Origin of the sequence: Bradyrhizobium sp., from assembly GCF_035484855.1 — a bacterium.
Taxonomy (GTDB): domain Bacteria; phylum Pseudomonadota; class Alphaproteobacteria; order Rhizobiales; family Xanthobacteraceae; genus Bradyrhizobium.
The window spans coordinates 1-26,407 of record NZ_DATHOP010000043.1 but is presented as its reverse complement, the minus strand read 5'-3'; the positions used below and the strand labels follow the sequence as shown (position 1 = coordinate 26,407).

Sequence of the window (26,407 nt, the reverse complement as noted above, 5' to 3'; positions counted from 1 at the left end):
TGGAAATCCGAGCGTCGCGGCGCCGGCAAAGGCGGCGCTGGCCTTCAACAGGGTTCGTCGGCTGGTGCGGGTCATCGTTGGTCTCCTCCCAAAGGGCGCTTTTCGCGATGTCCCCCCTTCAATTCCGGTCTATCCGAGAATGTGAGAGGCGTTTTTCTATTATTGGACGATATTTTCGGAGGCGGTCGCCGCTGTCAATGTCAAAAGCATCGTCAGGCTTCGTCCTTAAGGAGAACTCGCCGCGCCTTTGGCGCCGAATTCCCGGGACAGCCGAGCCGCCGCCGCTTGCACGATCTGTGCGCTATTGTGCAACGCCTGGTTGGACAAGCGCCAGATCGGGCCGGAAATTCCGAGCGCGCCGATCACGGTGCCTGTGAAATCGGTGACCGGCACGGCGACGCAGCGCACTTCCGGATTGAACTCGCCGTCGTCGAAGGCAATCCCGGTGCGCCTGATCTCGGCGATCTCGCGCAACAATACCGCAACGTCGGTGATCGATTTCGCGGTCGAGGGCTTCATGTCGACGCGTTCGAGGAAACGTTTCAACTGATCCGGGCGCAGCGAGGCAAGGATGATCTTGCCGAGCGCGGTGCAATGGGCGGGGCGCACCACGCCGACGCGGTCGGTGAGCTGAAACGCGCCGGGGCCGGAGGTGCGGGCGATCACCACGACGGCGTCGCCCATCCGCACGGCAAAGTGGCTGCTTTCACTGGTTTCCCGCGACAGTTCTTCGAGCACGGGGGTTGCAACATTCACCATCTCGATTTCGTCGAGCGCGCTGGCGGCGAGCGCAAACAGCGGCCGGCCGACGCGGTAGCGCTTTGTCTCTTTTTCCTGGCGCAGGTAGCCCAGCGACACCATGGTTTTCGCCAGATGGAAGGTGGTGGAGTTGTGCAGGCCGACCAGCTTGCTGAGTTCTGCAAGCCCGATCCCCTCGCGATGCCGCGCGACCTCTTCGAGGATCGCAAAGGCGCGGCCGAGCGATTGCACACCGACGCGCTGCCGGTCATCGGCATCGTCGTCGATGTCGCGCGCCGGCGGCGCTACCAGCCTGGCGACCGCGGCCTTGCGCGGACTGGCCACCTTTTCCGGGGTCTTTGGCTTGGGTCGCGCTCTCACAGGGGCAGGTCTCCGGGGCGATGGTGCGGAAGATAGTCTACCACAATATAGTTTGACGTACAGTATTATGAGAAATAGGGTGCCGGCCGCCCGAGCAGTGTCGGTGCGCGAAATTCGCCGCGCCGATCCGCATGAGCAGTCGAACGGTCAGGGAGAGATCCGATGTCGCCACGCAACGCGCTCAATGGCGCCCAGGTCATCGTCGACTATCTGATCCAGGAAAAGGTGCCGCAGGTGTTCGGGTTGTGCGGTCACGGCAACATCCAGTTCATCGACGCGCTGTATGAACGCTCCGACGAGCTCAAGACCATTTCGGTGCATCACGAGAGCGTCGCGGGTTTCATGGCCGACGTTTATTATCGCGTCTCGGGACGGCCGACCGCGACCTTCACGTCCTGCGGCCCGGGGTCGGCCAACTTGCCGATCTCGCTCGGCAATGCGTTTCTCGACTCGGTGCCGTTCCTGGCGGTGACCGGCAATGTGCCGACCAGCCAGTTCAACCGCGGCGCGTTCCAGGAACTGTATCGGCATTACCAGGCCGATTTCCCCTCCACCGTGCGCTCCTATTGCAAGAAAGTGTTCCAGCCGACGCGCGGCGAGATGGTGCCGCTGGCGGTCAGGCAAGCATGGAAGACCATGACCACGGGGCGGCCGGGCCCGGTGGTGCTGGACGTTCCCTTCGACGTGTTCATGGAATCGGCGGCCGAAGAGGCGCCGAACGCGAAGGCCTGGAACGGCAATATTTCAAGCCGCTGCGGCGCCGATCCGGAAGGCGTGGTGAAAGCGGTCGACATGCTGCTTGGTGCCGAGCGGCCGGTGATGCTGGTCGGCCAGGGCGTGCGCTACGGCGGGGCGGCGGAAGAATTGCGCAAGCTCGCCGAGCGGCTGCAGATCCCGGTCGCCGCGTCGGCTTCAGGCCTCGGCGCGCTCGACTGCAATCATCCGCTGGCGCTCGGCCTCGTCGCGCGTGCCGGACACTATCAGGCCAATCACGCGACGCGGCAGGCCGACGTGCTGCTGGCGCTCGGCGTGCGCTTCGACGACCGCACCTCGAGTTCGTGGATTCCCGGTTACTCCTTCACCATCCCGCCGACGCGCCTGATTCATGTCGACATCGATCCGGAAGAAATCGGACGCAACTATCCGGTCGCGCTCGGGCTGATGGCGGATGTGCGTACCTTCCTGCGGCAGATTCATGCCGAGCTCGATCACCGCGCCGATCTCACCAAGCGCGCGGACGCCCGCCTAAAATGGCTGGCGCAGATCGACATCTATCGCAAGGAATGGGACCGGTTCGTTGCCCCCGGTTTCTCCGACGACACCACGCCGATCAATCCGCAGCGCGCCGCGCTCGAGATCGACAAGGCGCTGCCGGAAGACGCGATCCTGGTTAGCGACATCGGCGTGCACCACAACTGGCTTTTGAGCTTCTGCAAGCCGAAGCGGCCCGACTCCCTGATCGGCTCGATGGGTTTCGGCCCGATGGGATTTGGCGTCGCCGGCGTGATGGGTGCGAAATTCGCCGCCCCTGACCGGCCCTGCGTGTCGGTGTGCGGCGACGGCGCGTTCTTCATGCACGCCAACGTGCTGGGCACCGCGGTCGAATATAATCTCCCCGTCGTCTGGGTGGTCTGGAACAATTACGCCTATGCCTCGATCCGCGGCCTGCAGCGTGGCTATCTCGGCGGCCGCGAACTCGCTACCGACTTCCATGATCCAGTGAGCGGCGAGCGCTACAATCCGGATTTTGCCGCGATGGCCCGCGCCTGCGGCGTCGAAGGCGTCCGCGTCGATCGCGCCGGCGATCTCGGCGAAGCCATCCGCAAGGGGATTGTCGCCAACAAGCCCTATCTGATCGACGTCGACATCGCCGCCGATATCAACCCCTCCGGCGCCGGCGTCTGGGAGCTTCCGGGGCTCGGACGAAGCAAGCCCGGCATCGGCACGCAATACGAGCCGACGTGATCGCCTCGTTCGCCTGACGGCCTCTATCTTTTCGACACAACAAAATATCGAGGAAACAAAATGATGCTTTCAGGCAAGAAGGTCGTGGTCGTCGGTGGTTCGTCCGGTATCGGTCTTTCCACCGCGGAACTCGCAACCCGCGAGGGGGCCGAAGTCATCATCGCCTCCCGCAACGCTGACCGCCTGAATGCGGTCGCCGGCACGATTGGCGCCAGGGCGATACCGGCCGACGTCACCAGCGACAAGAGCGTGGAGGATTTGTTCCGCGCCTGCGGCCCGGTCGATCATGTCGTGGTCACGGCGGCGCAGCTCAAGACCGGCCCGTTCAAGACGGTGGCGATGGAAGACGTCCGCGGCACCCTGGAAGGAAAACTCTGGGGCGCATGGCGGGTCGCGCGATCAGCGGAAATCCGTGCCGGCGGATCGCTCACGCTGGTCTCGGGCTTCCTGAGCATTCGGCCCCGGCCCAATTCCGCGATCGTCAGCGTTGCCAATGGCGCGCTGGAATCGTTGGCCCGGGCGCTCGCGCTCGAGCTCGCACCGGTGCGCGTCAACGCGGTGTCGCCGGGCATCATCGACACCCCGATCCGCGCCGCGATGCCGGAAGCCGCGCGCCGCGACATGCTGGCCAAGACCGCCGCGAGCCTCCCCGTCGGCCGCGTCGGCGTCGGCGAGGATGTCGCCCGCCAGATCCTCGCCTTCATGACCATCGGCTTCATGACGGGATCGATCGTCTATCTCGACGGCGGCGCGCTGGTCACCTGAGCCGCGTACGCCGATGCCGCGAACCCCTCCACAACTCATTGTCGTCGGGCACGGGGCGGCCGGGCTCGCCGCTGCTGTTTCAGCTGCGGAGCGAGCTCCAAGTGTGGGCTTGTCGATCGAGATCACCCTGCTGGAGAAGGCGCGGGAGCCTGACGCCGGCGGCAACACACGCTGGTCGCCGTCGAACATGCGGCTCGACGCGCCCGACCGGATCGATCCCGGCTTTGTTGACGACATGCTCAGGGCTTCCGGCGGGTTGGCCGATCGCAGCTATTTTCGCGCGCTCGCCGAGCAGGCGACCGCGACGATTTCATGGCTGCAAGGACACGGCGTCGAATTCATCACGCCGCTCTATTATCTCAGCACCGGCCCGGCGCGCATCCAGCCGGTCGGTGGCGGCAGCGCTATCGTCGAAAAACTCGCCGCCGCCGCCAAACGCGCGGGCGTGAAGGTTCTCTACCAAACCTCGGTGACGCGGCTGGTGATGGGGGAGGACCATCGCGTCAGCGGCGTCGCCGTTCAGGACAGCGACGGCATCACCACCACGCTGAATGCCGATGCCGTCGTTCTCGCCACCGGCGGTTTCCAGGCCAACCCCGCGATGATGCGTGCGCATTTCGGGCCCCGTGCCGAGACACTGCGGCCGATTTCGCCGGGCACGCAGTTCGATACCGGCGACGGCATCCGCGTGGCGACCGATCACGGCGCGAGCATTTCCGGCGATTGGAACGGTATGCATATCGAGCCGGTCGACCCGCGCAGCAAGAATTCTGCGCCGGTCGTGCTGGTCTATCCCTACGGCATCGTCGTCGATCAGGACGGGCGGCGCTTCTTCGACGAAGGCGGCGGCCTGATGCACGAGACCTGGGAGACGTTTGCCCGCGACATCCATTTTGCCCGGCCGAGCAGTATCGCCTATGCGATCCTCGATTCCAGGCTGTTCGACATCGACGGTTTTGAGCGCGCGATTCGGTCGGAAGTGCCGCCCTATCAAGCCGATTCAGTGGAAGCTCTCGCGGTGCAGATCGAAGTCCCGACGAGCCAACTGAAAGAAACCATCGAGACGTTCAATGCCGCCGCGACCGGCGACCCCGCGCGGTTCGACGCCGCGCGTTGCGATGGCCTGGCGGCGGCCGCGACGCTGCAGCCGCCGAAATCGAACTGGGCGCGCGCGATCGAAAAGCCGCCATATCTCGCTTATCCCCTGGTCGGCGCGATTGCCTATACCTTTGGAGGGCTGGCGACCAACGAAAGAGCGGAAGTGTTGAGCGAACGGGGGCCGATCCCGGGGCTGTACGCCGCCGGAGAAACCACCGGACATTTTTACGGCACCGCGCCGAATGCGGTCGCGGTGCTGCGCGCGCTGGTTTTTGGACACATTGCGGGCCGAGAGGCTATCGGCTTCCTGCAAAGACGGTAACATTGGTCCGCGCTGACACGAGAGGAAACAAAATGGTATCGGAAAACAGCGGCGCTTTCATCCGCAACATCGCCGAAGTACCGTGGCGCGAATTTCCCAATCATTTTGGCGGCGCGCTGTCAAAACCGCTGGTGATGCCGGAGACCGCCGGCTCTCGTCATATCGACTACCGGATTTCGATGTACCAGCCGATGGCGCATGTCGCGCGTCACAAGCATCAGGTGCAGGAGCAGGTCTATCACGTGCTCGAAGGCGAGGGGCTGATGGAGATCGCCGGGAAGAACCACGTGGTGCGCAAGCACGATTTTATCTTCCTGCCGCCGGGCGTGGAGCATGCGATCTCGAATTCGGGTCTTGTCGACCTGGTGTTTCTGGTGGTTACTTCGCCGGTGACCGACGAGAAGATCGTCTGACCATTCAAGGGCCACCTCGTTCGAGACGCCGGTCGCGATCCTGCACGATCAGCAACATGGTGATGCCGGGCCGCGGTTAGCGATGCGACGGTCCGAAGTCGTCACATTTCTGGCAACGGACCTTGATCGTGCGCGATTTAGTGCCGTTGCCGGCAGCCGCCTGCTAGGATCACCACATCACACGGAGGCATTCATGAAAAGGCGCGAGTTCATAGTCCTTCTTGGCACCGCGGCGCTTGCCGCGCCCCGCGCGATCGCTGCGCAGACGCCGGCCAAGGTTCTTCGCACTGCCCTCGTCAGTCCCGGCGGCCCTTTGCCGCCATCCGCACCTTACGCGAAACTTCTGCTCGCTGGACTAGCCTCGCTTGGCTATTTGCCTGGACAAAATCTGGCCTTCGAGGGACCTCATGGGACGCCCGGGCAACCGACGCCGCTTCCGCAATTGATGGACGAGTTGAAGGCAGCCAAGCTCGACGCCATCGTGGTCTTTGGCTATCCCGCGGCGGTCGCGGCCAAGGTCGCCGGCATTCCCGCCGTCGTGGCGTTCGGCGTCGGTGATCCCGTCGCGACTGGCCTTGTGACCAATCTGGCGCGGCCGGAAGGCAACATCACCGGCATCTCCGATGTCGCGACGACACTCAGCACCAAGCGGCTGGGCCTGCTCAAGGAGTTGTTGCCAAGACTTCACCGGGTCGCGATGCTCTGGAACAAGGACGACCTCGGGATGTCGCTGCGCTACGACGCCTCGGCGAAGGCGGCCCAGGCGATGGGGGTCGAAGTGCAGGCGGTGGGAGTCCGCGAGCCCGACGATTTCAACGAGGCGTTTGCCGTGATGGATCGTGAGCCGCCGGATGCCATCCTGATGGTCTCTGACTCGCTCACCGTTCTCAATCGCAAGCGCGTCTTCGACTATGCCGCCACGCACCGGCTGCCGGCGATCTACGAATACGACCCGCTGGTGCACGAAGGCGGCCTGATGTCCTACGGGCCGGACCTGAAGGAATCGTTCGAACGCGCCGCCTCCATGGTCGATCGGATCTTCAAGGGCGCAAAGCCCGCCGAGCTGCCATTCGAGCAACCGACGCGCTATCTGTTCGTGCTCAACCTCAAGACGGCAAAATCGATCAACCTCGACATTCCAGCGACGGTGCTGGCGCTTGCCGACGAAGTGGTTGAATGAGACCTGACGCTTTAGCGTGCCTTGCGCAGGAGTCAGACTCAATCCTCGCGACCGATGTGACCGCTATAGCGCGGCAGCAGGAACGCCGCGAAGAACGACAGAATTGCCGAGCCGACGATAATGTAGGCGGGCGAAGTCAACTGGCCGGTCTTGACGATCAGCCAGGTGGCGAGCAGCGGACCGATGCCGCTGAAGATCACCGCGCCGATATTCATGGAGAAGGCAACCCCGGAAAAGCGCACCTTGGTCGGGAACAGGTCGGCCAGGATCGCTGCGAAGGTTCCGTGGGTGCCGCAGGCGCCGAGACCGATCCAGAAGAACAGCATCGGCAGCGGCATCGACTTGCCGACCATCGCCGAATAGGCCGGAAAGGCGCCGAGCGCGATCGCCAGGCATCCGAGCTGGAACACGAAGCGGCGCGGCACCATATCGGCGATCCAGCAGGCGGCGATCAGCGACACCGACGTGGCGGCGCTGGCCGCGTTCAACGCGGCGCCGATGCTTGGCGGCGGATAGTTCAGCGTGCGCCCGAGATAAGCGCCCATATGCGCGAACAACAGGCCGTTGAAGGCGGCGACGATGCAGGTCGCGCAAATGCCCAACACGATCCGCCGCCAATGGTTTTCGAAAAGCTCGGCGAGCGGACCGCGGCCGCTCTGTCCAGCCGCTGCCGCCTCCGTCAGGCGTTGGCGCATGCGCAGGAAGGCGGGACTCTCTTCGAGCGCGCGGCGCAGCATCCAGCTGCCGACGCCCAACAGCCCGCCGAAGAAGAACGCGATGCGCCAGCCCCAGTCCTGCATGGCCTCAGCCGAGAGATTGCTGCTCAGCGCCAGGTTGACCGCGGTCGCGATCAGCACGCCCGCGCTGACGCAGCCGAACACCAATCCGCAGGCGAGCGTCGCCCGCTGCGGCGGAACCACCTCGACCGCATAGGTGATCGCGCCCGGCAGTTCGCCGCCGAGGCAGAAGCCCTGGATCAGGCGCAGGGCGATGAAGGCCAGCGTCGAGGCGATGCCGCCGGTCGCATAGGAAGGCACCAGCCCCATCGCGATCGTTGCCATCGACATCGTCGCCAGCGACAGCAGGAAGGAGTGACGCCGACCGACCCGGTCGCCGCGGCTGCCGAACACCATGCCTCCGACCGGCCGCGCCAGATAGCCGGCGGCGAACAGTCCGAAGGTCAGGAGCAGCGAGACCGTCGGGTCGTTGGCCGGAAAGAAGGCCTTCGAAAGATAGGCAGCGAAGGTGCCGAAGATGATGAAATCGTAGAATTCCAGCGCCCCGCCGAGGCTGGACAAGAACACCGCCCACAGCCCGGCCCGGTCGACGTGACGGTCGGGCGCAATCGCCTGCGAAAGCGACATCGATTTCCTCCTGTTTTCCCCACTCTTGCGAAATTGAGAATTCGCAAACGCTTATCGTTGGGCTGGCGCCATTGCACCGTTAGGCGATATGAAGGCTCATGCTGGCGCTAGATCGCTCCGCCTTCCTCAAACTTCTCGTGCTCGTGAATCTCACGGCGCGCCCGTTCGGCCGGCTCTATGCGCGCCGTTACAAGATAACGCTCGCCGAATGGCGGGTGATGTTCACGGTCGCGGGACGTCCCGGCGCCGCCGCATCCGAGATCGCCGAGATGCTCGGCCTCGACAAGATGGCCGTGAGCCGGGCGATCCGCGCGCTGGAACGATCCGGCAATCTCAAGCGCACGACCGACGACAAGGACCAGCGGCGCGCGGCGCTCCGCCTGACACGGAAGGGGCTCGCTGTTTTCGACCGGATCGCCCCCGGCGCGCACGAGCGCGAAGCGGCGTTGTTCGCCGTGCTGGATCCGGCGCAACGCCGGGCGTTGGTCGCGACGCTCGACAAGTTGATCGCCCACGTCCGAACGCTGCCGGACCCCAAGACGTAAGCGCAATTCAGAAGCCATAGACGTCCGGCCGTGACGCGCCGTCCGCCCAATCGATCGGCGCCTCGGCCCAGGCCAGGACTTTTGCGCCGAACTCCGAACTCACATCGATCTCCGTGCCCGGCTCTACGATCGCGAAGGTACCGCCCACCGATTTCACGCCGTTGATGGTGAGGTCGCCGGCGATGACGAAAAACTCGACGAGGTCGCGGGTCCGGTGCACTGGAATGCGCGCGCCGGGCAATAGCGACAATTGCACGAAGCGCCGGTTGTCCTCGGTCTCGCGGTAGTCGAAGATCATTCGCCGGCTCACGCCGCCGATCGTCGTCGCGAACGGGCGAAGGGTGTCGACCGTGACGTTGATTTCCGGCGGCGCTTCGGGATTGGGATTGACGAAATCGGCGGCACGGGCGCCGGTGTGGACACGCGCCTCGGCGCCGTCGGCGCGGGGATAGAGAACCGGTCCCTCCAGCCGCGCCGCGATGATGCATCGGTTGTAGGCCAGCGCATCGTGCGTTGCGCCCTTCAGATTGATGCCGGCCTGGCCGCGAACCGCTTCGCTGTCATAGTCATGCAGGCTGCCGTCGAGAAAATAGCTGATCGCCGTTCCCAGATGCTGATGCAGGCCGATGCGGGTCAGCGGATCGAAAGCGATCAGGCCGAGATAGCGGCCCTTGGCCTCGTCCGCGCGCACCACCTTCTGGTAGAGGCCGGGGCGCGGCATCGCGGCCCAGGCCATCTCGATCGCATCGCAGGTATAGACCTTGCCGCTCGGGCGGCGAACGGATTGCAACATGGCAGCCTCCGCGGATTGGTAACAAATGATACCATTTTCCGATGATGCGTCAATGAAGGCAATTGTTACGCCTTGCGCTGCGGAAGGTCGCGGATGGTGCGTCGCAAGGAGACGTAGCTGCCACCGTTTGCCCTAGGCGCTCGATCCAAGCCCCAGGCTCGCATAAATCCGCCGCGCATAGGCGCCGAACTCGTCCGTGGTCTTGATCGGCAGCGCACGGGGGAACGGCAGCAGAATCGGAAAATATTCGGCCATCCGCGCCGGCCCCGCGGTGAGGACGGCGCAATGCGAGCCGAGGAACACGGCTTCCTGGATCGAGTGGGTGACGAAGATGATGGTCTTGCCGCTCTCGCGCCAGATTCGCAGCATTTCCAGGTTCATCTGCTCGCGCGTCAATGCGTCCAGCGCGCCGAACGGCTCGTCCATCAAGATCAGTTTGGGGTCATGGATGAAGGCGCGCGCGATCGCGGCGCGCTGCTGCATGCCGCCCGACAATTGCTGCGGGTATTTGTCCTCGTAGCCCGCGAGGCCCACGAGGTTGAGCAGGTCGCGCGCTCGCGAGCGCGCCGCCTTCATCGGCAGGCCGACGATTTCAGCGGGCAGCAGGACGTTGTCGAGGACGGTCCGCCATTTCAGGAGCAGCGCCTGCTGGAATACCATGCCGATGTCGCGCGCTGGATCGAACGGGGTGCGCGCGTTGCCGATTCTAATGATGCCGCCGTCGGCCTCGTGAAGGCCTGCAAGAATCTTCAGCACGGTGGTCTTGCCGCAGCCGGAGGGGCCGACCAGCGAGATCAATTCGCCTTCCTGCACGTCCATGGTGACGTCGGAAACCGCCAGAAACTCCTGGCCGCGCGAGCGATAGACCTTTCGCACATTGCGCAGCCGGATGAAGGGGTCTGGCGGCTCGCTCATGCCAGCCATTTCTCGAGGTTGGCGGCGACGAAATCGTCGTCGCTCAGATCCGCGTGCGCGTTGCAGACGCGGTCGATTTCCTCGATCTGGCCGGGGCTCAGGCCCTCGGCGGGATCAAGGCACCAGATGCCGGCCATCAATCCCTGCCGCCGCAGGATTTCGTGGCAGCCGGCGATGCAGCCGTGGAAATTGTTGGCGACGTCGAAGAAGGCGCTGTTGCAGTCGGTGACGCGGGCATCGAGCGCGAGCAGATCGGCCGGCAATGCGGCCTTGCCCCGCGCCGCGCGGCACATCTCGAATTGTCTTATGGCGCTTGCCGCCCATACCGACCAGTGGCCGAGCAGGCCGCCGCGAATATGGACGCGGGTGGTGACGCCCCTGTCGCGCAGGTCGAACGGCAAGGTCAGATCGAGCAGGATGTGGTCGTCATTGCCGGTATAGAGCGCGACGCGGTCGAGCGCGCCCGCGGCGGCGACGCCGCGCAGCACGTCCAGCGTGCGATAGCGGTTGAATGGCGCGATCTTGATGGCGATGACATTGTCGATCAGCGCAAAGCGCCGCCAGAAATCGGTGCTGAGGATAACGCCGCCGACCGCCGGCTGCAGATAAAAGCCGACCAGCGGAATTTCGCGCGCGACTGCTTCGCAATGGGCGATGATCTCGTGCTCAGAGGCCGATTTCATCGCGGCAAGGCTGAGCAGGCCCGCATGATAACCGAGGCCGCGCGCGATTTCGGCTTCCGCAACCGCCTGCCTGGTCGGGCCGGCGAGACCTGCGACCATTGCGAGCGGTCGCCTGGTCCAGGCATCAGCCGTTTCGGCGGCGAGTTCCAGCACCGGCCGGTACAGGCCGACGTCGCGGATTGCGAATTGCGTGGTGTGGACGCCGACCGCGAGCCCGCCGGCGCCGGCGTCGATGTAGTAACGGCTCAGCGCGCGCTGATGCACGATATCGAGCTTGCGGCTTTGGTCGAGCGCCAGCGGATGGGCGGGGATCACCGTGCCGTCGGCGATCAGCCGCCGTACCTCGGATTTCATCTGGCTATGATGCATGACACGAAATCCCTATCCGTATTCCGGGCCGGCGACGGCGAACGGCGGTTTTGCGGTTTGCGCTGAAGTGCGGCCGAACCGCATGCGCTGAAACGGTCGCTCGATGTTCCAGCCCGAGTGTGTCAGGCCCTGCAAAAAATCTTCCTGCTCGTTGACGGCGTCGATCAGGAAGGTCGCAGCTTCCGAACGTACGATTGCGTTGACGAGGGCGAGCGCCTGCTCCGGCCGATTAGCGAATACCGGGCCGATATGCCGCGCCTTGCGGCCGTCGCGCACCAGCGCGGCTGCTTTGCCGTTCGACAATAGCCGCGACCCCTGGCGTCCACTGAGTTCTCTCAGGAGTACGCCGCGGTCAAAACCCATCGCGCTGCCGTCGCGAGCGATGAATTCGTCGATATCGCAGGCCGACAATGACGGCGCCGCTTCCGCCCTGGTGCTCTCCAACCGCAATCGCCGCAGCTGCAACGTCGGCAAGAATCCCAGTGGGCCGTAGACGGTCGCCCCCGCCGGTGTTGCATCGAGCCAGGTCGTAAAACCTTGTTTCGCCGCTGCGGCGAGACAGGCGTCGACCAATCTTGTCGCGAGCCCCCGGCGGCGCCAGCTTTCCGTCACCAGCACCATGCTGATCCACGCATTGTCAGACGAGTAGGGCAACAGCGCGGCAGTTGCGATCAGGAGGCCAAAACGGTCGCGCACGCCAAACACGTCTCCCTTGGTCAGGAAGAACCGCCAGTCGGATTCGTTCTGGTTCCAGTGCGCTTCGGTCGACAACGCTAGCCCCGCGCGTGCGTCGGCAGCACCAAGCCGGACGATCTCGGCCTGATCAATAGCGGCCATCGCGCACCTCGTATTTGGTGGGCTTGCCGAGGCTAGGCATCGCGCGCGCCACCCAGTCCGTGGTCCAGGCGATCAGCTGTTCGGTGTCGACGATCGGCAGGCCGAACATCTTGACCGCTTTTGAGGTATCGGTGAGCCACGCGGTCGGCTCCTCGCGGCCCACGATGATCGGCTCGCAGCCGAGCCGCGCGCCGAGTCTTGCGGCGAGATCGCGCACCGCCAGAATCTCGTGGCCGCTGACATTGATCGGCGAGGTCGGCGTGTCGCAATGCGCCAGACAGCGCAACGCCTGCGCAGACGCGTCGCCCTGCCAGATGAAATTGACATGGCCGAGGCTGACATCGATCGGCTCGCGCGCGACGATCTTGGTCGCGATGTCGTGCAGCACGCCGTAGCGCATGTCGATCGCATAATTCAGCCGGAACAACCGGCCGGGCGTCGAAAATTGGCGCGAGAAATATTCGAACATGCGCTCACGCCCGACGCAGGATTGCGCATATTCGCCGGACGGATTGGGCGCGAGATTTTCATCCGCGCCCTTGCCATCGACCGGCACGAAGGGATAGACGCAGCCGGTCGAGAACGCCACGATCCGCGAATCTCGAAACGCCTGCGCGACCAGCGCTGGGACATGCGCGTTCATCGCCCAGGTCAACGACAGGTCGCCCTCGGCGCCGAACTTGCGGCCGGCCATGAAGACGATGTTTTGCACCCTCGGCAGCCGCTTGATCGCGGCTTCGTCGAGCAGATCGCCGGCGATGGTCTCGATGCCGCGCGCCTCCAGCCACGCTTTCGACCCCGGCTCGCTGAAGCGCGCCACGCCGATGACGCGGCGGCCGGGCACGGCGGCCTTGGCGAGGCCCGCCAGCGTCGGCCCCATCTTGCCGGCGACGCCGAGGATCATGATGTCGCCGTCGATTTTGTTGAGATCGTCGATCAGCGGCTGGCTCGGCCGGCACAGCAACTCATCCAGTGCTGCGATGTCAGGAATTGTCTTCGGCAAGGTGTCGCGCGTCAGCAGCATTTTTCGTCCCGTGTTGTTTTTCATTGCAGCCGCACGTCGCGGACCACGAACAGCCGCTCGCAGCCGAGCACCAACCCATAAAGCGCGACTCCCAGCAGCGTCAGCAGCACCACCGCCATCAGCATCGCCGGCGTATCGAGCGAGGACTGCACCTGGATCATCAGATAGCCGAGCCCGCGCTCGCTGGCGATGAATTCGCCGACGATGGCGCCGGCAACCGCCAAAATGGCGCCGACCTTCATGCCGGAGAACACGTAAGGCAGCGCGCCCGGCAACTGGATTTTGCGGAACAGCGTCCAGCGCGAGCCGCGCAGCGATTTTACGAGATCAAGCAGGTCCGGTTCCACCTCGCTCAGGCCGCGCGCGGTCGTCAGCAGGATCGGAAAGAAGCAGATCGAGAACGCGATCAGGATATTGGCAAAGATGCCGTAGGAGAACCAGACGATGAACAGCGGGCCGAGTGCCACCTTCGGGATCATGTTCAAGGTCACGAACAACGGCAGCAACATCAGGCTCAAGAGCGGCGACCAGCAGAACACGACCGCGAGCGTGACGCCGACGAGAGCGCCGAGCGCGAAACCGCCGAGGATTTCCACCGCGGTCACGGCGAGGTTGGAGGCCCACGCATATTTTGCCGAACCCAGCGTCGCCAGGGTGGCGAGCGGCGAGGGCAGGATGAATTTCGGCACGTGAAAGGCGTCGACCAGCACCTGCCACAGCAAGATCACGGCTAGGTGCACGATCAGGATGATCGCAAAGGTCCGGGCCGGGCGCAGGCCATCTGTGAACAAGTTGGTCTCCGGGTTGTCTCGCTACAGCGAGTACCGCTAAATCTAACGCGATCCCGTCATCCTTTCAACCATTTGGTTGATTGTGTCCGCTTTGTCATTCCGGGGCGGGCGTTAGCGCGAACCCGGAATCTCGAGATTCCAGGTTCGATGCTTCGCATCGCCCCGGAATGACAAAATGTGGTCACGGCCGCAGCGCCTGCATCACCAAATCGACCACGTGCCTGCGGCGGGCGCGGCGGGCGGCGGCACTCGACAGGTCCTTGCCGAAGATAGCCGACAGCGTCGGCGTGTTGGAGAAGTAGAAATAGCTCAGGCCCGCGATCGAGATATAGAGATGCACCGGGTTGATACCCTTGCGGAAAACGCCCTCCCGCACGCCTTCCCTCAGGATCTTCGAGACCAGGCTGACCAGCGGCGAATGCATGTCCTCGATCTTGAGCGAAGCGCGCACGTGCCTGGCGCCGTTGCGGTTCTCGTCGTTGAGCAGCACGATGAAGTCCGGATGCCGCGCGAGGTGGTCGAACGAGCTCTCGATCAGCTTCCGGATGGCGCGTTGCGGCGGCAGTCCCTCGAGGTTGAGTTGGCGTTCCTGGGCGCGGATCTCCTCATAGACCCATTCCAGTACCGCCAGGTAGAGCGCATCCTTGTCGCCGAAATAATGATAGACCAATTGCTTGTTGACACCGGCGCGATCGGCGATTTCATCGACCCGCGCGCCGGCAAGTCCGCGGCGCGCGAATTCGCGCCGCGCGGCCGTCAAAAGCTTTTTCCGTGTGGCGACGGGGTCGCGCCGCTGCGGCGTTTTGCCAGTTGATCGTTGTTTCGGCATTTCCAACCAGACGGTTGACAATTTTGTGCTTCCCTTGTTGCATTGGTAAACCTGCGGAAGGGCCGCGACAAGGCTGTCGGGACGGCGGTAAGCGAGGAGGGTTGGCATGAAAGTTCTGAGAATTGCCGCATTGGCGTTCGCGTTGACCGCGCCGGCCGTTCCCTCGCAGGCCGCCGAGCCCGTCAACCTGATCCTGAACTGGGCGCCGACCGCCGACCATTCGCCGTTCTATTACGCCAAGGCGCAGGGCTGGTACGAGAAGGCCGGCATCGATCTGACCATCGAGGTCGGCAAGGGCTCCGGCGTCTCGGCGCTGAAGGTCGGCTCCGGCGGCTCGCCGTTCGGCATCGCCGATCTCGCCACCATGCTGGTGGCGCGCAGCAAGGGCGCCGACGACGTGGCACTGATGAGCATCTACGCCAACACCGGACAGACCTTCTACTGGCTGAAGAGTTACGGCGTGAACGGAGTGAAGGATTTTCCCGGCCACAAGATCGGCAACCCGCCGGGCGACGCCTCGCGGGTGATGTGGCCGGCCTTCGCCAAGGCGGCCGGTATCGCGCCCGACTCGGTGACTTTCGTCAATGTCGGGCCGACCGCGAAGATCGCATCGCTCAAGAGCCACACCGTCGATATCATCAGCGATTTCTATAACGAGCAGGATCAGAAGGAGATCGTGTTCGGGAGCGATCTCGGCTCGTTGAACTGGAAGCAGATCGGGCTCAACCCCTACGGCAACTCGCTGATCGTCAACGGCGCGTATCTGCAGAAAAACCCGAAACTGGTCGAGGATTTCGTCAAGATCAGCCAGAAGGCGTTCGCCGCCTGCGTCGCCGACGTCGCGCCCTGCCTGAAGGCGCTGCTCGACCAGGTTTCCGGCCTTGACGAGGAAAACCAGCTGCGTCAGTGGGAGCGCATCAAGTTCTTGATGACCGACGAGTTCACCACCACCAAGGCGCTCGGCTGGATCGACGGCGAGCGGATGAAGAAGGATTACGAACTGGTGCAGACCTATCTCGGCATGGAGAAGCCGTTCAACGTCGAGGACGCGTTCACGACGAAGATGCTGGATACCTCGATCAAGATGGACGCCAGCAAGGTGAAGAAGTAATCGTCATTGTGAGCGAAGCGAAGCAATCCAGTTTTAGGGAAGCAAGTTGGATTGCTTCGTCGCTTCGCTCCTCGCAATGACGAGATTATCTGCGACTACCGCGCCGTCATGCCCGGGCTTGTCCCGGGCATCCACGTCTTTTCAACGCCTTGGAAAGCAAGACGTGGATGGCCGGGACGAGCCCGGCCATGACGAGAATAAACTACTGCGGCTTCATCCCGGAATCCTTGACCACCTTCGTCAGCTTCCCGTAATCCGCCGTCATCAGGCTCGCGAGATCGGCAAGCGGCATCGGCGCGCCAGGGATGTCGGCAACCGATAGCGTGCGCTGCACGTCCGGATTTTGCAGCGCCTTGTTGATGCCGTCGTGAATCTTGTCGACGATCGGCTGCGGCGTCGCCGAGGGCACGTAGATGCCATACCAGGACACGTAGGACGCGCCGGGATATCCGGCTTCGGCGATCGTCGGCACGTCGGGCAGGTCGGCGACGCGCTTCTCGGTGAATACGGCGAGTGGCTTGACCTTGCCGTCCTTGATGTGCGGCAGCGCCAGTGCCAGCGAAACGATTTCGAAATGCATCCGGTCGGTCATCAGATCGACCAGCGCCGGCGGCTGGCCCTTATAGCCGATATTGGCCAGCTTGATATCTGCCGCCTGGAACAGTTTCTGCGCGGTCAAGTCGATTGATGAGCCGGTGCCGGGATTGCCGAAGTTGAATTCTCCGGGCTTGCTTTTCGCCAGTGCTATGAATTCGGCGAGGGTCTTTGCCGGCATCGCGGGATCCACCAGCGCCACGCTCTGGTTCCAGACCGCGACGCCGACGCATTTGAAATCCTTCATCGCGTCCCAGCCGGCGTCCGCATAGAGCGCAGGATTGACCAGCACCGCCGGTCCCGTCACCAGCCAGGTGTAGCCGTCGGCCGCGCTGCGCGCCGCCAGAGCGGTGCCGATATTGCTGTTGGCGCCGGGCCTGTCGTCCATGACGACCGGCACCTTCAGGTCGCGGCCGACCTGCTCGGATATTGCGCGCGCGACGATGTCGACGATGCCGCCGGCGGGGTAGGGCACGATGACGTGAATCGGCCGGTTGGGAAAATCGCTCTCCGCCCGCGCACCGCTGCCCAGCAGCAATGCGGCGATGCCCGCGGCAAGGCCAAGCGTTTTCAGCCCATTCATTGTTTCCTCCCGTGCCTTACTTTTTTCGTCATGGCCGGGCTTGTCCCGGCCATCCACGTCTTTCTTACACATGCAGCGAAGACGTGGATGCCCGGGACAAGCCCGGGCATGACGACTTTCTCTAACTATTTTCCACCAGCGACTTTATGCTTCGCGCCAGCCCCAGTATCCGTGGCCCGCATTCGCGCTCGATCTGCTCGGCGGAAAAGCGAAACGAGGGAATTCCGCAATTCACGGAGAGGCGGTCACCGGCTTCGTTGCGATAGAGTGGTGCTGCGACGCCAAAGATTTCGCGCCGCCATTCGCCGAGCGAAACCGCAAAGCCGCGCTCGTGGCACGACTCGATGTCGGGCAGCATCCGCTTCTCGACATGGTCCAGTTCGTCCGGACGCTCCGATTTGACGGCCTGCAGGTATTGCTGGACTTCATCCGGGGTGGCGAGCGACATCAGGGCGCGGCCGACGGCGGTGGTCGCGAGCGTTCCTGTGAAGCCGACGTCGGGCACGTGCGGCACGGCATCCGTAGTGCGCAAGGTTTCGACATAGATGAAATCGAGGCCGAACGGCATCGCGATGGAAACGGTGCCGCCGGTATAGGCTGCGAAGTCGCGCATCAGGGGCCGCGCCAGCTGCCGCACCTTCAAGGCCGACAACACGGGGTAGGCGGCGGCCAGCACGCCGAGGCCGAGCGCAAAACGCCCCCGTGCGTCGCGCTTGAGATAGCCGAGCTGCGCCAATGTGTAGGTCAGCCGCGACACCGTGGGCCGCGACAGGCCGGTGTGGCTTGCAAGATCGGCGTTCGACAGCGAGCCGCTGCTGTTGCGGAAAGCGGCGAGCACATCGAGCCCATGCGCCAGCGTGGTTGCGAACGACGGATCGATCGGGTCGCCTGACCGGGAAAGCTCCGAAATACCTTGGGGCGATGATGTCGGTACCATTCAGGAATAATGAACAATATTACAGTTTTGTCAATATATCGAAACGAATTTGCATTATGTATCGATATACGATTATATACCGCCCACTAGAGGGAAGGCCCCATGGATTTCGAGCTGTCGGCAACCTCCGAGGCATTGCGAAAACGGCTGCAGTCATTCTTCGACCAGCAGGTGCTGCCGCGCCATCGTGCCTGGCTCGAACACACCGCGCAGGCCAGCGATGCGCCGCCCTTCATGGTCGAACTCCAGCAGAAGGCGCGCGACGCGGGCTTGTGGAATCTCGGCCTGCCCGAACTCGCCGACGATGAGCCGGGTACGCGGCTTTCAAACCTCGAATACGCGCCGCTGGCCGAGATCATGGGCCGGCTGTTTTGGGCGCCGGAAGCTTTCAATTGCCAGGCGCCCGATGTGCCCAACATGATCGCCCTGCAGAACTGCGCCACGCGGGAGCAGAAGCAACGCTGGTTGCGTCCGCTGCTCGAAGCCAAGACCCGATCGGCCTTCGGCATGACCGAGCCGGACGTGGCTTCCTCCGATGCGACCAACATCGCAACCACGATCATCCGGGACGGCCACGATTACGTCATCAACGGGCGTAAATGGTTCATCACCGGCGCCGCCCATCCGCGCTGCAGCTTTCTCATCGTGATGGGCGTGACCAATGCGGATGCCGACCGCACCCGCCGCCATTCCTGCGTCATCGTGCCGATGGATGCGCCGGGCGTGCGGCTGGTGCGGCCGCTGCGCTGGATGGGCTGCGTCGATCACACCGCGCCGATCGGCGAACTCGCCTTCGACAATGTCCGGATTCCTCGGGAGAACCTGCTCGGCCAGGAAGGCGAAGGTTTCAAGGTGGCGCAGGTCCGTCTCGGGCCGGCGCGAATCCATCATTGCATGCGCTCGATCGGCTTGTGCGAACTCTTGATCGAACTGATGATGGTGCGCGCGGCGGAACGCTGCGCATTCGGACGCACGGTGATCCAGTATGACATGATCCAGCGCTGGATCGCGGAATCCCGCGTCGAGCTCGAGCAGGCGCGCCTGCTCTGTTATCGCTGCGCCTGGCGGCTCGATCAGGCCGGCCATCACGGCGCATGGCGCGACGTCTCGCTCATAAAAGTCGCGGTGCCGGCGATGCTGCAGAGGATCGCCGACCGCGCCATGCAGGTGTTCGGCGCGATGGGCGGCTCCGACGATACGCCGATCCATCAGGCGCTGGCGTGGGGACGGCTGTTGCGGATTGGCGACGGGCCCGATGAAGTGCATTTGCGCCAGATCTTTCGCATGGAGGCGATGCCGCCATGGACAATTGCGGACTCGCCCTATCTCGCGGCGCATCCGACGTGATTCCGGAGCCGAGTTCGTCATGCCCGGCCTTGTGCCGGGCATCCACGTCTTGGCAGTGTGGCAGCAAGAAAGACGTGGATCGCCGGGTCAAGCCCCGCCATGACCAATGAGCGATCTGTTGAGAAGGACGACACCATGAACCAGACAGCCACCAGCGAACCATCCAAGGACGCGCCAAAGGAAACTCCCAAGGACGCTTCACCCTCGGTCGTCGCTCTGCAGGATGCGATGCTCAACGCGCTGCCGTTTTCGGACACGCGCGATTTCGACGATGCCTCGCGCGGCTTTCTCGGCACGCTGGAAAACGCTGAAATCACCAACCCGCAAGGGCGCGTGGTCTGGAGCCTGAAGCCCTACGGCTTCCTGTCCGAGCAGACTGCGCCGGCGACCGTCAACCCCAGCCTGTGGCGGCAATCGCGGCTCAACATGAACCACGGCCTGTTCGAGGTGGTACCCGGGGTCTATCAAATCCGCGGCCTCGACATCGCCAACATGACGCTGATCGAGGGCGACAGCGGCGTGATCGTGGTGGATACCCTGACCTCGATCGAAGGCGCGCGCGCCGCGATGGAGCTTTATTTCAAGCGCCGCGGCAGGCGCCCGGTCGCCGCCGTGATCTTCACCCACACCCACACCGACCATTACGGCGGCGCATGCGGCGTGCTCGACGACGAGATGCTGGCCTCACGCCGCGTGCCGATCATCGCGCCCAATCTCTTCATGGAGCACGCGGTTTCCGAAAACATCATCGCGGGGCCGGCGATGCTGCGGCGCGCGCAATATCAGTTCGGGCCGCTGCTCGCCAAGGGACCGCGCGGGCAGGTCGATTGCGGGCTCGGCAAGTCGATGGCCGCTGGCTCGGTCAAGCTGCTGCGCCCGACCGACCTGATCATGGCGACCGGCGACAAGCGCGTGATCGACGGGGTTGAATTCGAATTCCAGATGGCGCCGAACAGCGAGGCGCCGGCGGAGATGCATTTTTTCATTCCGCGCTACAAGCTTCTCAACCTCGCCGAAAACTGCACGCATAATTTCCACAATCTGCTGCCGTTCCGCGGCGCCGACGTGCGCGACGCGCTGGCCTGGTCGGGATATCTCGGCGAGGCGCTGCAGATGTGGGGCGGCAAGGCTGATGCGATGTGCGGCCAGCACCATTGGCCGGTGTGGGGAACCGAGCGCATCGACACCATGATCCGCCAGCAGCGCGATCTCTACAAGTTCGCGCATGACCAGACCATCCGGTTGATGAATCACGGGCTGACGGCAACCGAGATCGCGGAAGCGATAAAATTGCCGGCGAGCCTGGAGGGCGCCTGGCATGGGCGCGGCTATTACGGCCACATCCGGCACAATGTGAAGGCGATCTATCAGAAATACCTGGGCTGGTACGATGCCAATCCCGCCAACCTCGATCCGCTGCCGCCGGTTGAATCCGGCAAGAAGTATGTCGAATATATGGGCGGCGCGGATGCGATCCTTTCGCGCGGGCGGGCTGATTTTGCGAAGGGCGAATTTCGTTTCGTGGCGCAGGCCGCCAGCCATCTGGTGTTCGCCGATCCCGAGAACCAGGCGGCGCGCGCGCTGCTCGCCGACACGTTCGAGCAGCTCGGTTACGCCGCCGAAAGCGCGACCTGGCGCAACGCCTATCTGTTCGGCGCACAGGAATTGCGGCAGGGCATGCCGAAGGCCTCGCCGCGTCCGCCGATGCCGCGCGAGACGGTCGCCGCGTTGCGCACCGGTCAATTGTGGGACCTGCTCGGTATCCGGCTCAACGGCCCAAAGGCCGAAGGCAAGCACATCGTACTGAACTGGAATTTTACCGATACCGGCGAGATGTTTGTTCTGACCCTGGAGAACAGTGCGCTGACCTATGTCGAGGGCGCCCCAGCCGCCACGGCGGATGCCGGCTTTACGCTGGCGCGCGTCACGTTTGATGAGGTGATCGCGAAGCAGACGACCTTTCCGGAGGCGGTCGACGCCGGCAAGATCAAATTCACCGGCAATGCGATGCGGTTTGGCGAGTTGATGGGCCTGATGGACGAATTTCCGCGGATGTTCGAGATCGTCGAGCCACGGCGGACGGCGGTGAGCTGAGTGGGGCTGAAGGCACGCCAATTTCTCCTTTGGACTGGCGCAGCCGGTGTTGATTCCGTAAAAGATCGGGCGGAGAGCGGCTTCAATCGCTCGCTGATTAAACAGGAGGGAAATACAGGATGTTTTCGCATGTCATGATCGGGACCAACGATCTGGAAAAGGCCAAGTCGTTCTATGACGCCTTGCTTGGGACGCTTGATATTCCGCCCGCGCGGGTCGACCGCCATCGCATTTTCTATATGACCAAGACCGGGGTATTCTCGGTATCGAAGCCGATCGACGGCAAGCCGGCCTGCCACGCCAACGGCGGCACCATCGGGTTTGCCGCAAGTTCTCCTGCGCAGGCCGACGCGTGGCATGCGGCCGGCATCGCCAACGGCGGCAAGACCTGCGAAGACCCGCCGGGTGTGCGCGAAGGCCCGACGGGCAATCTTTATATCGCCTATTTGCGCGATCCCGACGGCAACAAGATCTGCGCCTTGCACCGGATGACGTGACCCGGGGGTTTGAACCCGGTGGCGAACGCATCACACGATGCGTCGTCCCCGCGAACGCGGGGACCCATATGCCGCGGCCTTTGTTTTGAGAGACGCTGTTCGACGGCCTTCGTGCAATCGCCAACGGCTGTGGTTATGGGTCCCCGCGTGCGCGGGGACGACGTTGAGAGATTATGTGTGTCGCGTCTTGTGGTCGCAATATGCCGCGTCAGATCCCCAGATACGCGGCCTGGACCTGCTTGTTGCCGGCGAGCTCCGCGCTGGTGCCGTGCATGATGACGTTGCCGCTTTCCAGCACATAGGCGCGCGATACCAGCGACAGCGCGCGGCTGACGTTCTGCTCGACCAGCAGGATCGCGGTACCCATCTTGTGGATCTCGCCGATCTTCTCGAAGGTCACGTCGGTCATCACGGGCGCAAGGCCGAGCGAGGGCTCGTCGAGCATCAACAGCCGCGGCTTGAGCATCAGGCCGCGACCGACCGCGAGCATCTGCTGCTCTCCGCCGCTCATGGTGCCGGCGAGTTGCTTGCGGCGCTCGGCCAGCCGCGGAAAGATGCCGTAGACCAGTTCCAGCGTGCGGCTGCGCTCGGCCTTGGCCTTCGGCACGAAGGCGCCGATCTCGAGATTTTCATGCACGGTCATCTCGGGAAAGACCTGGCGTCCCTCCGGGACATGGGCGATGCCGAGCTCCGGAATCCGGTGCGGCGGCAGCGATCTCAGATCGATGCCGTCGAATGTGACATTGCCGGATTTGAGTTTCACGAGGCCGGAAATGACGCGCAGCGTCGTGCTCTTGCCGGCGCCGTTGGCGCCCAGCAGGCCGACGGCTTCGCCTTCGCCGATCTCGATCGAGACATCCGATATCGCGGGCACCGAGCCGTAGCTGGCGCTGATGCCTTGTAGCTTGAGCACTCTAGATCTCTCCTGCTGTCGGTGGGTGCACGTAGGAGCCGAGATAGGCGCGGATCACCTCGGGGTTCTCCACGATTTCCTTTGGGCTGCCTTCGGCGATCTTCTGGCCGTGATCGAGCACCACGATGTGGCGCGCGACCGCCATGATCGCGCGCATCACGTGCTCGACGATGACGATGGTGAGCCCGCGTTGCGAGAGTTTGCCGACCAGCGCCACCGCTTGGTCGATCTCGGCGGGATTGAGCCCGGCCATCACCTCATCGAGCAGCAGCAGTTTGGGTTGCGTCGCCAGCGCCCGCGCCATCTCCAGCCGGCGCTGGTCGATGGTGGTGAGGTCCTTGGCCGCGGTCAGCATTCGCGCCGACAGGCCAGTGAACTCGATCGCCTCGCGCGCCATGTCGCGTGCGACAGCGACATGCCTGTCGCGCAAAAACGCGCCGGTCATGACGTTGTCGAGCACCGTCATGGCGCCGAACGGCTTTGCCACCTGGAAGGTGCGCACCAGCCCATGGGCGCAGATGTCATGGGGCTTGAGGCCGGTGATGTCGCGACCGAACGCCGAGACTGAACCGGAGTCCGGCCGGTGAAAACCGGTGATGAGATGAAAGCTCGTGGTCTTGCCGGCGCCGTTCGGTCCGATCAAGGCGAGGGTCTCGTTCTCCCTCACCGTAAAACTAACGTCCTGCACGGCGCGCAGGCCGCCGAAGCGCTTGTTGAGGCCACGTATGACGAGCGCATCTGCCATGGTGTGCCCTTACGCCCGCACCGGCTTGCGGCTGATGCGCCGCCAGGCTTCGCCGAACAGGCCGATCAGCCCGGTCGGTCGCCACAGGATCACCGCCATCAGGATCAGGCTGTAGACGGTGAGCTGCACGCCGCCGATCGAGCTGCCGAGCCAACTCTGCAGCAGGGTCGACGTCGTCTCCAACAGCACCGTGCCGATCACCGGACCCCACAGGGTGCCGATGCCGCCGACGATCGACACCAGCGCCGCTTCGATGGAGATGTTGAAGGAGAACGCGGTCGGGGGATCGATGAAGTAAATGTACTGGATGTAGAAGGTGCCGGCCAATGCGGTGAGGAACGAGCTGATCAGATAGATGTCGCGTTTGATCTTTGGCGCGTTGACGCCGATCGCTTCCGCCGCGTCCTCGTCCTCGCCGATGGCGACGAGGTAGTAGCCCATCCAGGAGCGTTCGATCGCCCAGGTAATCGCGAGCCCGAGCAGGAGCAGGCCGAGCACGACATAATAATAAGACGCCTTGGTCTCGAACTGCATCATCAGCGGCGCGCTGCCGAGATTGGGAATCGTGGTGCCCTCGGCGCCCCAGGCCAGATCGCGGAATTTCAGGAAGATAAGCATCAGCGCTTGCGCCGTCGCGATCGTTGCGATGGTAAAATAGGGACCGCGCAGGCGAAAGCACAGCCAGCCGATCGGCAGGCTCGCCAGCATGGCGACCACGCCGCCGGCGATCATGCCGATCCAGGGCGAGATGCCGAAATCGATCTGCAAGATGGTCGAGGTGTAGGCGCCCAGCCCGAAATAGGCGGCGTGCCCCAGCGAAAGCTGCTTGGCATAGCCGCCCATCAGGTTCCAGGCGACGCCGATGAAGGAGAACAAGAGGATGCGGATGAAGATGTCGATCGCAAACGAGCTTGTGACGACCAGCGGCAAGGCGATGACAACCGCGATCCCGATCGCCAGCAAGATGAGGTTGCGGGTGTGGAGGCGCTGCGTGGTCATCGCGCTTTGCCTCCAAGCCCGGTGGGTTTAATGGCGAGGGTCAAAAGCAGCAGCGCGAACACCACGATCAATCCGGAGTCGGCGCCGATATATTGAATGCCCAGGGACTCGGCGACCCCCATCAACAGACTGGCGATGAGCGCGCCCAGCACATTGCCGAGCGTGCCCATGACCACGGCGACGAAGGCCATCAGCGTGAAGACCTGACCTACGAAAGGATAGGCCGAATAGAACGGCATCAGCAGCGAGCCGGCGGCGCCGGCCAGCGCCAACGCGATGCCGAGCGCGACGCAGAACACGCGGTTGGGGTTGATGCCCATCAGCATCGCCACGTCGCGGTTTTGCGCCGCCGCCCGCATCGCCTTGCCGAGATCGGTGGTGTGCAGGAACACCCAGAGCGCGGCGCTCAGCAGCATCGCGACGACGAAGGCGATCAGTTTGGCGACGGGAATGTAGAGGCCCGCGACATGAAACGCGGCGTCGGAATAGGAGGTATGGACGGTGCGATAGTTCGCCGTGAACAGCATCAGCGCGAGATTGAGCAGCAGCAGCGACAGCGCAAAGGTGAGAAAAATCTGCGGCATGTCGTTTGGCCCCAGCACCCGGCGGATCAGGAAATGCTGGATCAGGACGCCCATCACGAACAGCACCGGCATGGTCACGAACAGCGACAGCAGCGGATCGACGCCGAACTGGTTGGCGAGAAAGAAGGAGATGTACATCCCGATCATCACGAATTCGCCCTGGGCGAAATTGACGATCTTGACGACGCCGAAGATCAGCGTGACGCCGATGCTGACGAGGGCGTAAATCCCGCCGATGAGCAGGCCGTTGATCACGGCCTGGGCCACTGTCTCCCACATCGTATTGGCCGGCTCTAGATTTTCATCAGCGGCGCACGGGCGTCTTCCTTCGGGAAGACGCTGGCGAGGTCGCCGTTTTGCCACTGCACGCCGACCGGGTGTCCGTAGATGTTCTTGCCGTCGGGTCCGAACTTGACCTTGCCGCCGGGGGCCATCGCCGCATAGCCGGAAGATACATCGAGCGTAGACAGCGCTTCCCGGACCTTCTGTGGATCGGCGGAGGCTGCGCGCTCCAGCGCGTCCGCCAGCATGAAGGTCTGCGCGACCAGGCCGCCGGCATATTCGAATGCGAAATCGCCGGTGCGCTTCTTGAATTCTGCGTTGACCTTCTGTGCGTTGTCGCTGACGTCATGGTTCCAGTGCGCGACGCCTTGCAAGCCTTCGGCGAGCTTGCCGACATTCTTGTAGAAGTCCGGAATGACGAAGCCGCCGGAGCCGCCGTTGATCGAAACGTTGAGGCCGAACTGCTTGACGGTCCGCACGATCAAAATGAGGTCGTTCAGGTAAGAAACCGAGAACAGCGCATTGGCGCCCGAGGACTTGACCTTGTTGATCAAGGGGCTCGCGTCGGTAAATCCAGCCGAATAGGGCTCGAACATCACGATCTCGACGCCCTCGCCCGGCGCCAGTTCCTTCAGGCCGTTGGAGGTCGAGGTGCCGAACGCGGTGTTTTCAAAGATCACGGCCACTTTCGGCTTGTCGCCGACGAGCT

General features: G+C 63.6%; 26 protein-coding genes. 10 read left to right on the top strand and 16 right to left on the bottom strand.

All coding sequences use genetic code 11. The features are described 5' to 3' along the window. Positions 1-225: 225 nt before the first annotated feature. Positions 226-1,119 (bottom strand): IclR family transcriptional regulator, encoded by an 894-nt coding sequence (locus tag VK804_RS05760; protein ID WP_325368760.1) that lies wholly within the window; start codon positions 1,117-1,119, stop codon positions 226-228. A 162-nt stretch (positions 1,120-1,281) separates the two neighbouring features. Between VK804_RS05760 and VK804_RS05755 the strand changes: the two genes are divergently transcribed. From VK804_RS05755 to VK804_RS05735, 5 genes are all read left to right on the top strand, one after another. Further along, positions 1,282-3,084, top strand: coding sequence for a thiamine pyrophosphate-binding protein (locus tag VK804_RS05755; RefSeq protein WP_325368758.1), 1,803 nt, complete (start codon positions 1,282-1,284; stop codon positions 3,082-3,084). Between the two features lie 60 nt (positions 3,085-3,144). After that, complete coding sequence (locus VK804_RS05750; RefSeq protein ID WP_325368756.1) at positions 3,145-3,849, top strand: SDR family oxidoreductase; 705 nt, start codon at positions 3,145-3,147, stop codon at positions 3,847-3,849. 13 nt (positions 3,850-3,862) lie between these two features. Beyond that, complete coding sequence (locus VK804_RS05745) at positions 3,863-5,269, top strand: FAD-dependent oxidoreductase (RefSeq protein WP_325368754.1); 1,407 nt, start codon at positions 3,863-3,865, stop codon at positions 5,267-5,269. A 32-nt stretch (positions 5,270-5,301) separates the two neighbouring features. Next, a complete protein-coding gene (locus tag VK804_RS05740) occupies positions 5,302-5,682 on the top strand; it encodes a cupin domain-containing protein (protein WP_325368752.1) in 381 nt (126 codons plus the stop codon). Positions 5,683-5,875: 193 nt separating this feature from the next. Continuing rightward, positions 5,876-6,862 (top strand): ABC transporter substrate-binding protein, encoded by a 987-nt coding sequence (locus VK804_RS05735; RefSeq protein WP_325368750.1) that lies wholly within the window; start codon positions 5,876-5,878, stop codon positions 6,860-6,862. 38 nt (positions 6,863-6,900) lie between these two features. On the opposite strand, the gene VK804_RS05730 is transcribed toward VK804_RS05735, so the two are convergent. Beyond that, positions 6,901-8,226, bottom strand: coding sequence for an MFS transporter (locus tag VK804_RS05730; protein ID WP_325368748.1), 1,326 nt, complete (start codon positions 8,224-8,226; stop codon positions 6,901-6,903). Positions 8,227-8,324: 98 nt separating this feature from the next. Here VK804_RS05730 and VK804_RS05725 point away from each other — a divergent pair, with 98 nt between their 5' ends. Next, positions 8,325-8,771, top strand: a complete 447-nt coding sequence (locus tag VK804_RS05725) for a MarR family winged helix-turn-helix transcriptional regulator (protein ID WP_325368746.1) — start codon at positions 8,325-8,327, stop codon at positions 8,769-8,771. 7 nt (positions 8,772-8,778) lie between these two features. Here the strand turns inward: VK804_RS05725 and VK804_RS05720 are convergent, their stop codons facing one another. From VK804_RS05720 to VK804_RS05690, 7 genes are all read right to left on the bottom strand, one after another. After that, positions 8,779-9,564, bottom strand: a complete 786-nt coding sequence (locus tag VK804_RS05720) for a cupin domain-containing protein (protein ID WP_325368744.1) — start codon at positions 9,562-9,564, stop codon at positions 8,779-8,781. 132 nt (positions 9,565-9,696) lie between these two features. Beyond that, positions 9,697-10,488 (bottom strand): ABC transporter ATP-binding protein, encoded by a 792-nt coding sequence (locus tag VK804_RS05715; RefSeq protein ID WP_325368742.1) that lies wholly within the window; start codon positions 10,486-10,488, stop codon positions 9,697-9,699. After that, the gene (locus tag VK804_RS05710; RefSeq protein WP_325368740.1) at positions 10,476-11,531 is read right to left on the bottom strand and encodes a dihydrodipicolinate synthase family protein; all 1,056 of its coding nucleotides are present in this window, start codon (positions 11,529-11,531) and stop codon (positions 10,476-10,478) included. The genes VK804_RS05715 and VK804_RS05710 overlap by 13 nt, the downstream gene beginning before the upstream one ends. A gap of 12 nt (positions 11,532-11,543) precedes the next feature. After that, positions 11,544-12,368 (bottom strand): GNAT family N-acetyltransferase, encoded by an 825-nt coding sequence (locus VK804_RS05705; protein WP_325368738.1) that lies wholly within the window; start codon positions 12,366-12,368, stop codon positions 11,544-11,546. Further along, positions 12,355-13,392: an NAD(P)-dependent oxidoreductase gene (locus VK804_RS05700; RefSeq protein ID WP_325368766.1), complete on the bottom strand. Its 1,038-nt coding sequence runs from the start codon at positions 13,390-13,392 to the stop codon at positions 12,355-12,357. Before VK804_RS05700 ends, VK804_RS05705 begins: the two co-directional genes overlap by 14 nt. Before the next feature lie 20 nt (positions 13,393-13,412). Continuing rightward, positions 13,413-14,183 carry an ABC transporter permease gene (locus VK804_RS05695; RefSeq protein ID WP_325368736.1) on the bottom strand — a complete coding sequence of 257 codons (771 nt, stop codon included), beginning with the start codon at positions 14,181-14,183 and terminating at the stop codon, positions 13,413-13,415. 181 nt (positions 14,184-14,364) lie between these two features. Beyond that, positions 14,365-15,012 (bottom strand): TetR/AcrR family transcriptional regulator, encoded by a 648-nt coding sequence (locus VK804_RS05690; protein ID WP_325368764.1) that lies wholly within the window; start codon positions 15,010-15,012, stop codon positions 14,365-14,367. A 106-nt stretch (positions 15,013-15,118) separates the two neighbouring features. Between VK804_RS05690 and VK804_RS05685 the strand changes: the two genes are divergently transcribed. Continuing rightward, entirely contained in the window at positions 15,119-16,123 is a 1,005-nt protein-coding gene (locus tag VK804_RS05685; RefSeq protein ID WP_325368734.1) for an ABC transporter substrate-binding protein, read from the top strand. A 202-nt stretch (positions 16,124-16,325) separates the two neighbouring features. Here VK804_RS05685 and VK804_RS05680 read toward each other — a convergent pair whose 3' ends face one another. Together VK804_RS05680 and VK804_RS05675 are read right to left on the bottom strand one after the other, a co-directional pair. After that, positions 16,326-17,300 carry a Bug family tripartite tricarboxylate transporter substrate binding protein gene (locus VK804_RS05680; protein WP_325368733.1) on the bottom strand — a complete coding sequence of 325 codons (975 nt, stop codon included), beginning with the start codon at positions 17,298-17,300 and terminating at the stop codon, positions 16,326-16,328. A gap of 121 nt (positions 17,301-17,421) precedes the next feature. Further along, entirely contained in the window at positions 17,422-18,237 is an 816-nt protein-coding gene (locus VK804_RS05675) for an IclR family transcriptional regulator (RefSeq protein WP_325368731.1), read from the bottom strand. Positions 18,238-18,339: 102 nt separating this feature from the next. Here VK804_RS05675 and VK804_RS05670 point away from each other — a divergent pair, with 102 nt between their 5' ends. From VK804_RS05670 to VK804_RS05660, 3 genes are all read left to right on the top strand, one after another. Further along, positions 18,340-19,584 carry an acyl-CoA dehydrogenase family protein gene (locus tag VK804_RS05670; RefSeq protein WP_325368729.1) on the top strand — a complete coding sequence of 415 codons (1,245 nt, stop codon included), beginning with the start codon at positions 18,340-18,342 and terminating at the stop codon, positions 19,582-19,584. Between the two features lie 135 nt (positions 19,585-19,719). Continuing rightward, complete coding sequence (locus tag VK804_RS05665) at positions 19,720-21,678, top strand: alkyl/aryl-sulfatase (protein WP_325368727.1); 1,959 nt, start codon at positions 19,720-19,722, stop codon at positions 21,676-21,678. 119 nt (positions 21,679-21,797) lie between these two features. Then, positions 21,798-22,175, top strand: a complete 378-nt coding sequence (locus VK804_RS05660) for a VOC family protein (protein ID WP_325368725.1) — start codon at positions 21,798-21,800, stop codon at positions 22,173-22,175. A 208-nt stretch (positions 22,176-22,383) separates the two neighbouring features. On the opposite strand, the gene VK804_RS05655 is transcribed toward VK804_RS05660, so the two are convergent. From VK804_RS05655 to VK804_RS05635, 5 genes are all read right to left on the bottom strand, one after another. Continuing rightward, a complete protein-coding gene (locus tag VK804_RS05655) occupies positions 22,384-23,088 on the bottom strand; it encodes an ABC transporter ATP-binding protein (RefSeq protein ID WP_325368723.1) in 705 nt (234 codons plus the stop codon). A gap of 1 nt (position 23,089) precedes the next feature. Then, a complete protein-coding gene (locus tag VK804_RS05650) occupies positions 23,090-23,833 on the bottom strand; it encodes an ABC transporter ATP-binding protein (protein ID WP_325368721.1) in 744 nt (247 codons plus the stop codon). Positions 23,834-23,842: 9 nt separating this feature from the next. After that, positions 23,843-24,832, bottom strand: a complete 990-nt coding sequence (locus VK804_RS05645) for a branched-chain amino acid ABC transporter permease (protein ID WP_325368719.1) — start codon at positions 24,830-24,832, stop codon at positions 23,843-23,845. Then, entirely contained in the window at positions 24,829-25,695 is an 867-nt protein-coding gene (locus VK804_RS05640) for a branched-chain amino acid ABC transporter permease (protein ID WP_325368717.1), read from the bottom strand. Before VK804_RS05640 ends, VK804_RS05645 begins: the two co-directional genes overlap by 4 nt. A gap of 14 nt (positions 25,696-25,709) precedes the next feature. Then, on the bottom strand, positions 25,710-26,407 hold a 698-nt coding region (locus tag VK804_RS05635), incomplete at its 5' end, for an ABC transporter substrate-binding protein (protein ID WP_325368715.1).

What these genes read in the sequence shown, in the direction of transcription:
- VK804_RS05755 (WP_325368758.1), top strand. Translation starts at nt 1,282, where the DNA reads ATGTCGCCACGCAACGCGCTCAATGGCGCCCAGGTCATCGTCGACTAT.
- VK804_RS05750 (WP_325368756.1), top strand. Translation starts at nt 3,145, where the DNA reads ATGATGCTTTCAGGCAAGAAGGTCGTGGTCGTCGGTGGTTCGTCCGGT.
- VK804_RS05745 (WP_325368754.1), top strand. Translation starts at nt 3,863, where the DNA reads ATGCCGCGAACCCCTCCACAACTCATTGTCGTCGGGCACGGGGCGGCC.
- VK804_RS05740 (WP_325368752.1), top strand. Translation starts at nt 5,302, where the DNA reads ATGGTATCGGAAAACAGCGGCGCTTTCATCCGCAACATCGCCGAAGTA.
- VK804_RS05735 (WP_325368750.1), top strand. Translation starts at nt 5,876, where the DNA reads ATGAAAAGGCGCGAGTTCATAGTCCTTCTTGGCACCGCGGCGCTTGCC.
- VK804_RS05730 (WP_325368748.1), bottom strand. Translation starts at nt 8,226, where the DNA reads ATGTCGCTTTCGCAGGCGATTGCGCCCGACCGTCACGTCGACCGGGCC.
- VK804_RS05725 (WP_325368746.1), top strand. Translation starts at nt 8,325, where the DNA reads ATGCTGGCGCTAGATCGCTCCGCCTTCCTCAAACTTCTCGTGCTCGTG.
- VK804_RS05720 (WP_325368744.1), bottom strand. Translation starts at nt 9,564, where the DNA reads ATGTTGCAATCCGTTCGCCGCCCGAGCGGCAAGGTCTATACCTGCGAT.
- VK804_RS05715 (WP_325368742.1), bottom strand. Translation starts at nt 10,488, where the DNA reads ATGGCTGGCATGAGCGAGCCGCCAGACCCCTTCATCCGGCTGCGCAAT.
- VK804_RS05710 (WP_325368740.1), bottom strand. Translation starts at nt 11,531, where the DNA reads ATGCATCATAGCCAGATGAAATCCGAGGTACGGCGGCTGATCGCCGAC.
- VK804_RS05705 (WP_325368738.1), bottom strand. Translation starts at nt 12,368, where the DNA reads ATGGCCGCTATTGATCAGGCCGAGATCGTCCGGCTTGGTGCTGCCGAC.
- VK804_RS05700 (WP_325368766.1), bottom strand. Translation starts at nt 13,392, where the DNA reads ATGCTGCTGACGCGCGACACCTTGCCGAAGACAATTCCTGACATCGCA.
- VK804_RS05690 (WP_325368764.1), bottom strand. Translation starts at nt 15,012, where the DNA reads ATGCCGAAACAACGATCAACTGGCAAAACGCCGCAGCGGCGCGACCCC.
- VK804_RS05685 (WP_325368734.1), top strand. Translation starts at nt 15,119, where the DNA reads ATGAAAGTTCTGAGAATTGCCGCATTGGCGTTCGCGTTGACCGCGCCG.
- VK804_RS05680 (WP_325368733.1), bottom strand. Translation starts at nt 17,300, where the DNA reads ATGAATGGGCTGAAAACGCTTGGCCTTGCCGCGGGCATCGCCGCATTG.
- VK804_RS05675 (WP_325368731.1), bottom strand. Translation starts at nt 18,237, where the DNA reads ATGGTACCGACATCATCGCCCCAAGGTATTTCGGAGCTTTCCCGGTCA.
- VK804_RS05670 (WP_325368729.1), top strand. Translation starts at nt 18,340, where the DNA reads ATGGATTTCGAGCTGTCGGCAACCTCCGAGGCATTGCGAAAACGGCTG.
- VK804_RS05665 (WP_325368727.1), top strand. Translation starts at nt 19,720, where the DNA reads ATGAACCAGACAGCCACCAGCGAACCATCCAAGGACGCGCCAAAGGAA.
- VK804_RS05660 (WP_325368725.1), top strand. Translation starts at nt 21,798, where the DNA reads ATGTTTTCGCATGTCATGATCGGGACCAACGATCTGGAAAAGGCCAAG.
- VK804_RS05650 (WP_325368721.1), bottom strand. Translation starts at nt 23,833, where the DNA reads ATGGCAGATGCGCTCGTCATACGTGGCCTCAACAAGCGCTTCGGCGGC.
- VK804_RS05645 (WP_325368719.1), bottom strand. Translation starts at nt 24,832, where the DNA reads ATGACCACGCAGCGCCTCCACACCCGCAACCTCATCTTGCTGGCGATC.
- VK804_RS05640 (WP_325368717.1), bottom strand. Translation starts at nt 25,695, where the DNA reads ATGTGGGAGACAGTGGCCCAGGCCGTGATCAACGGCCTGCTCATCGGC.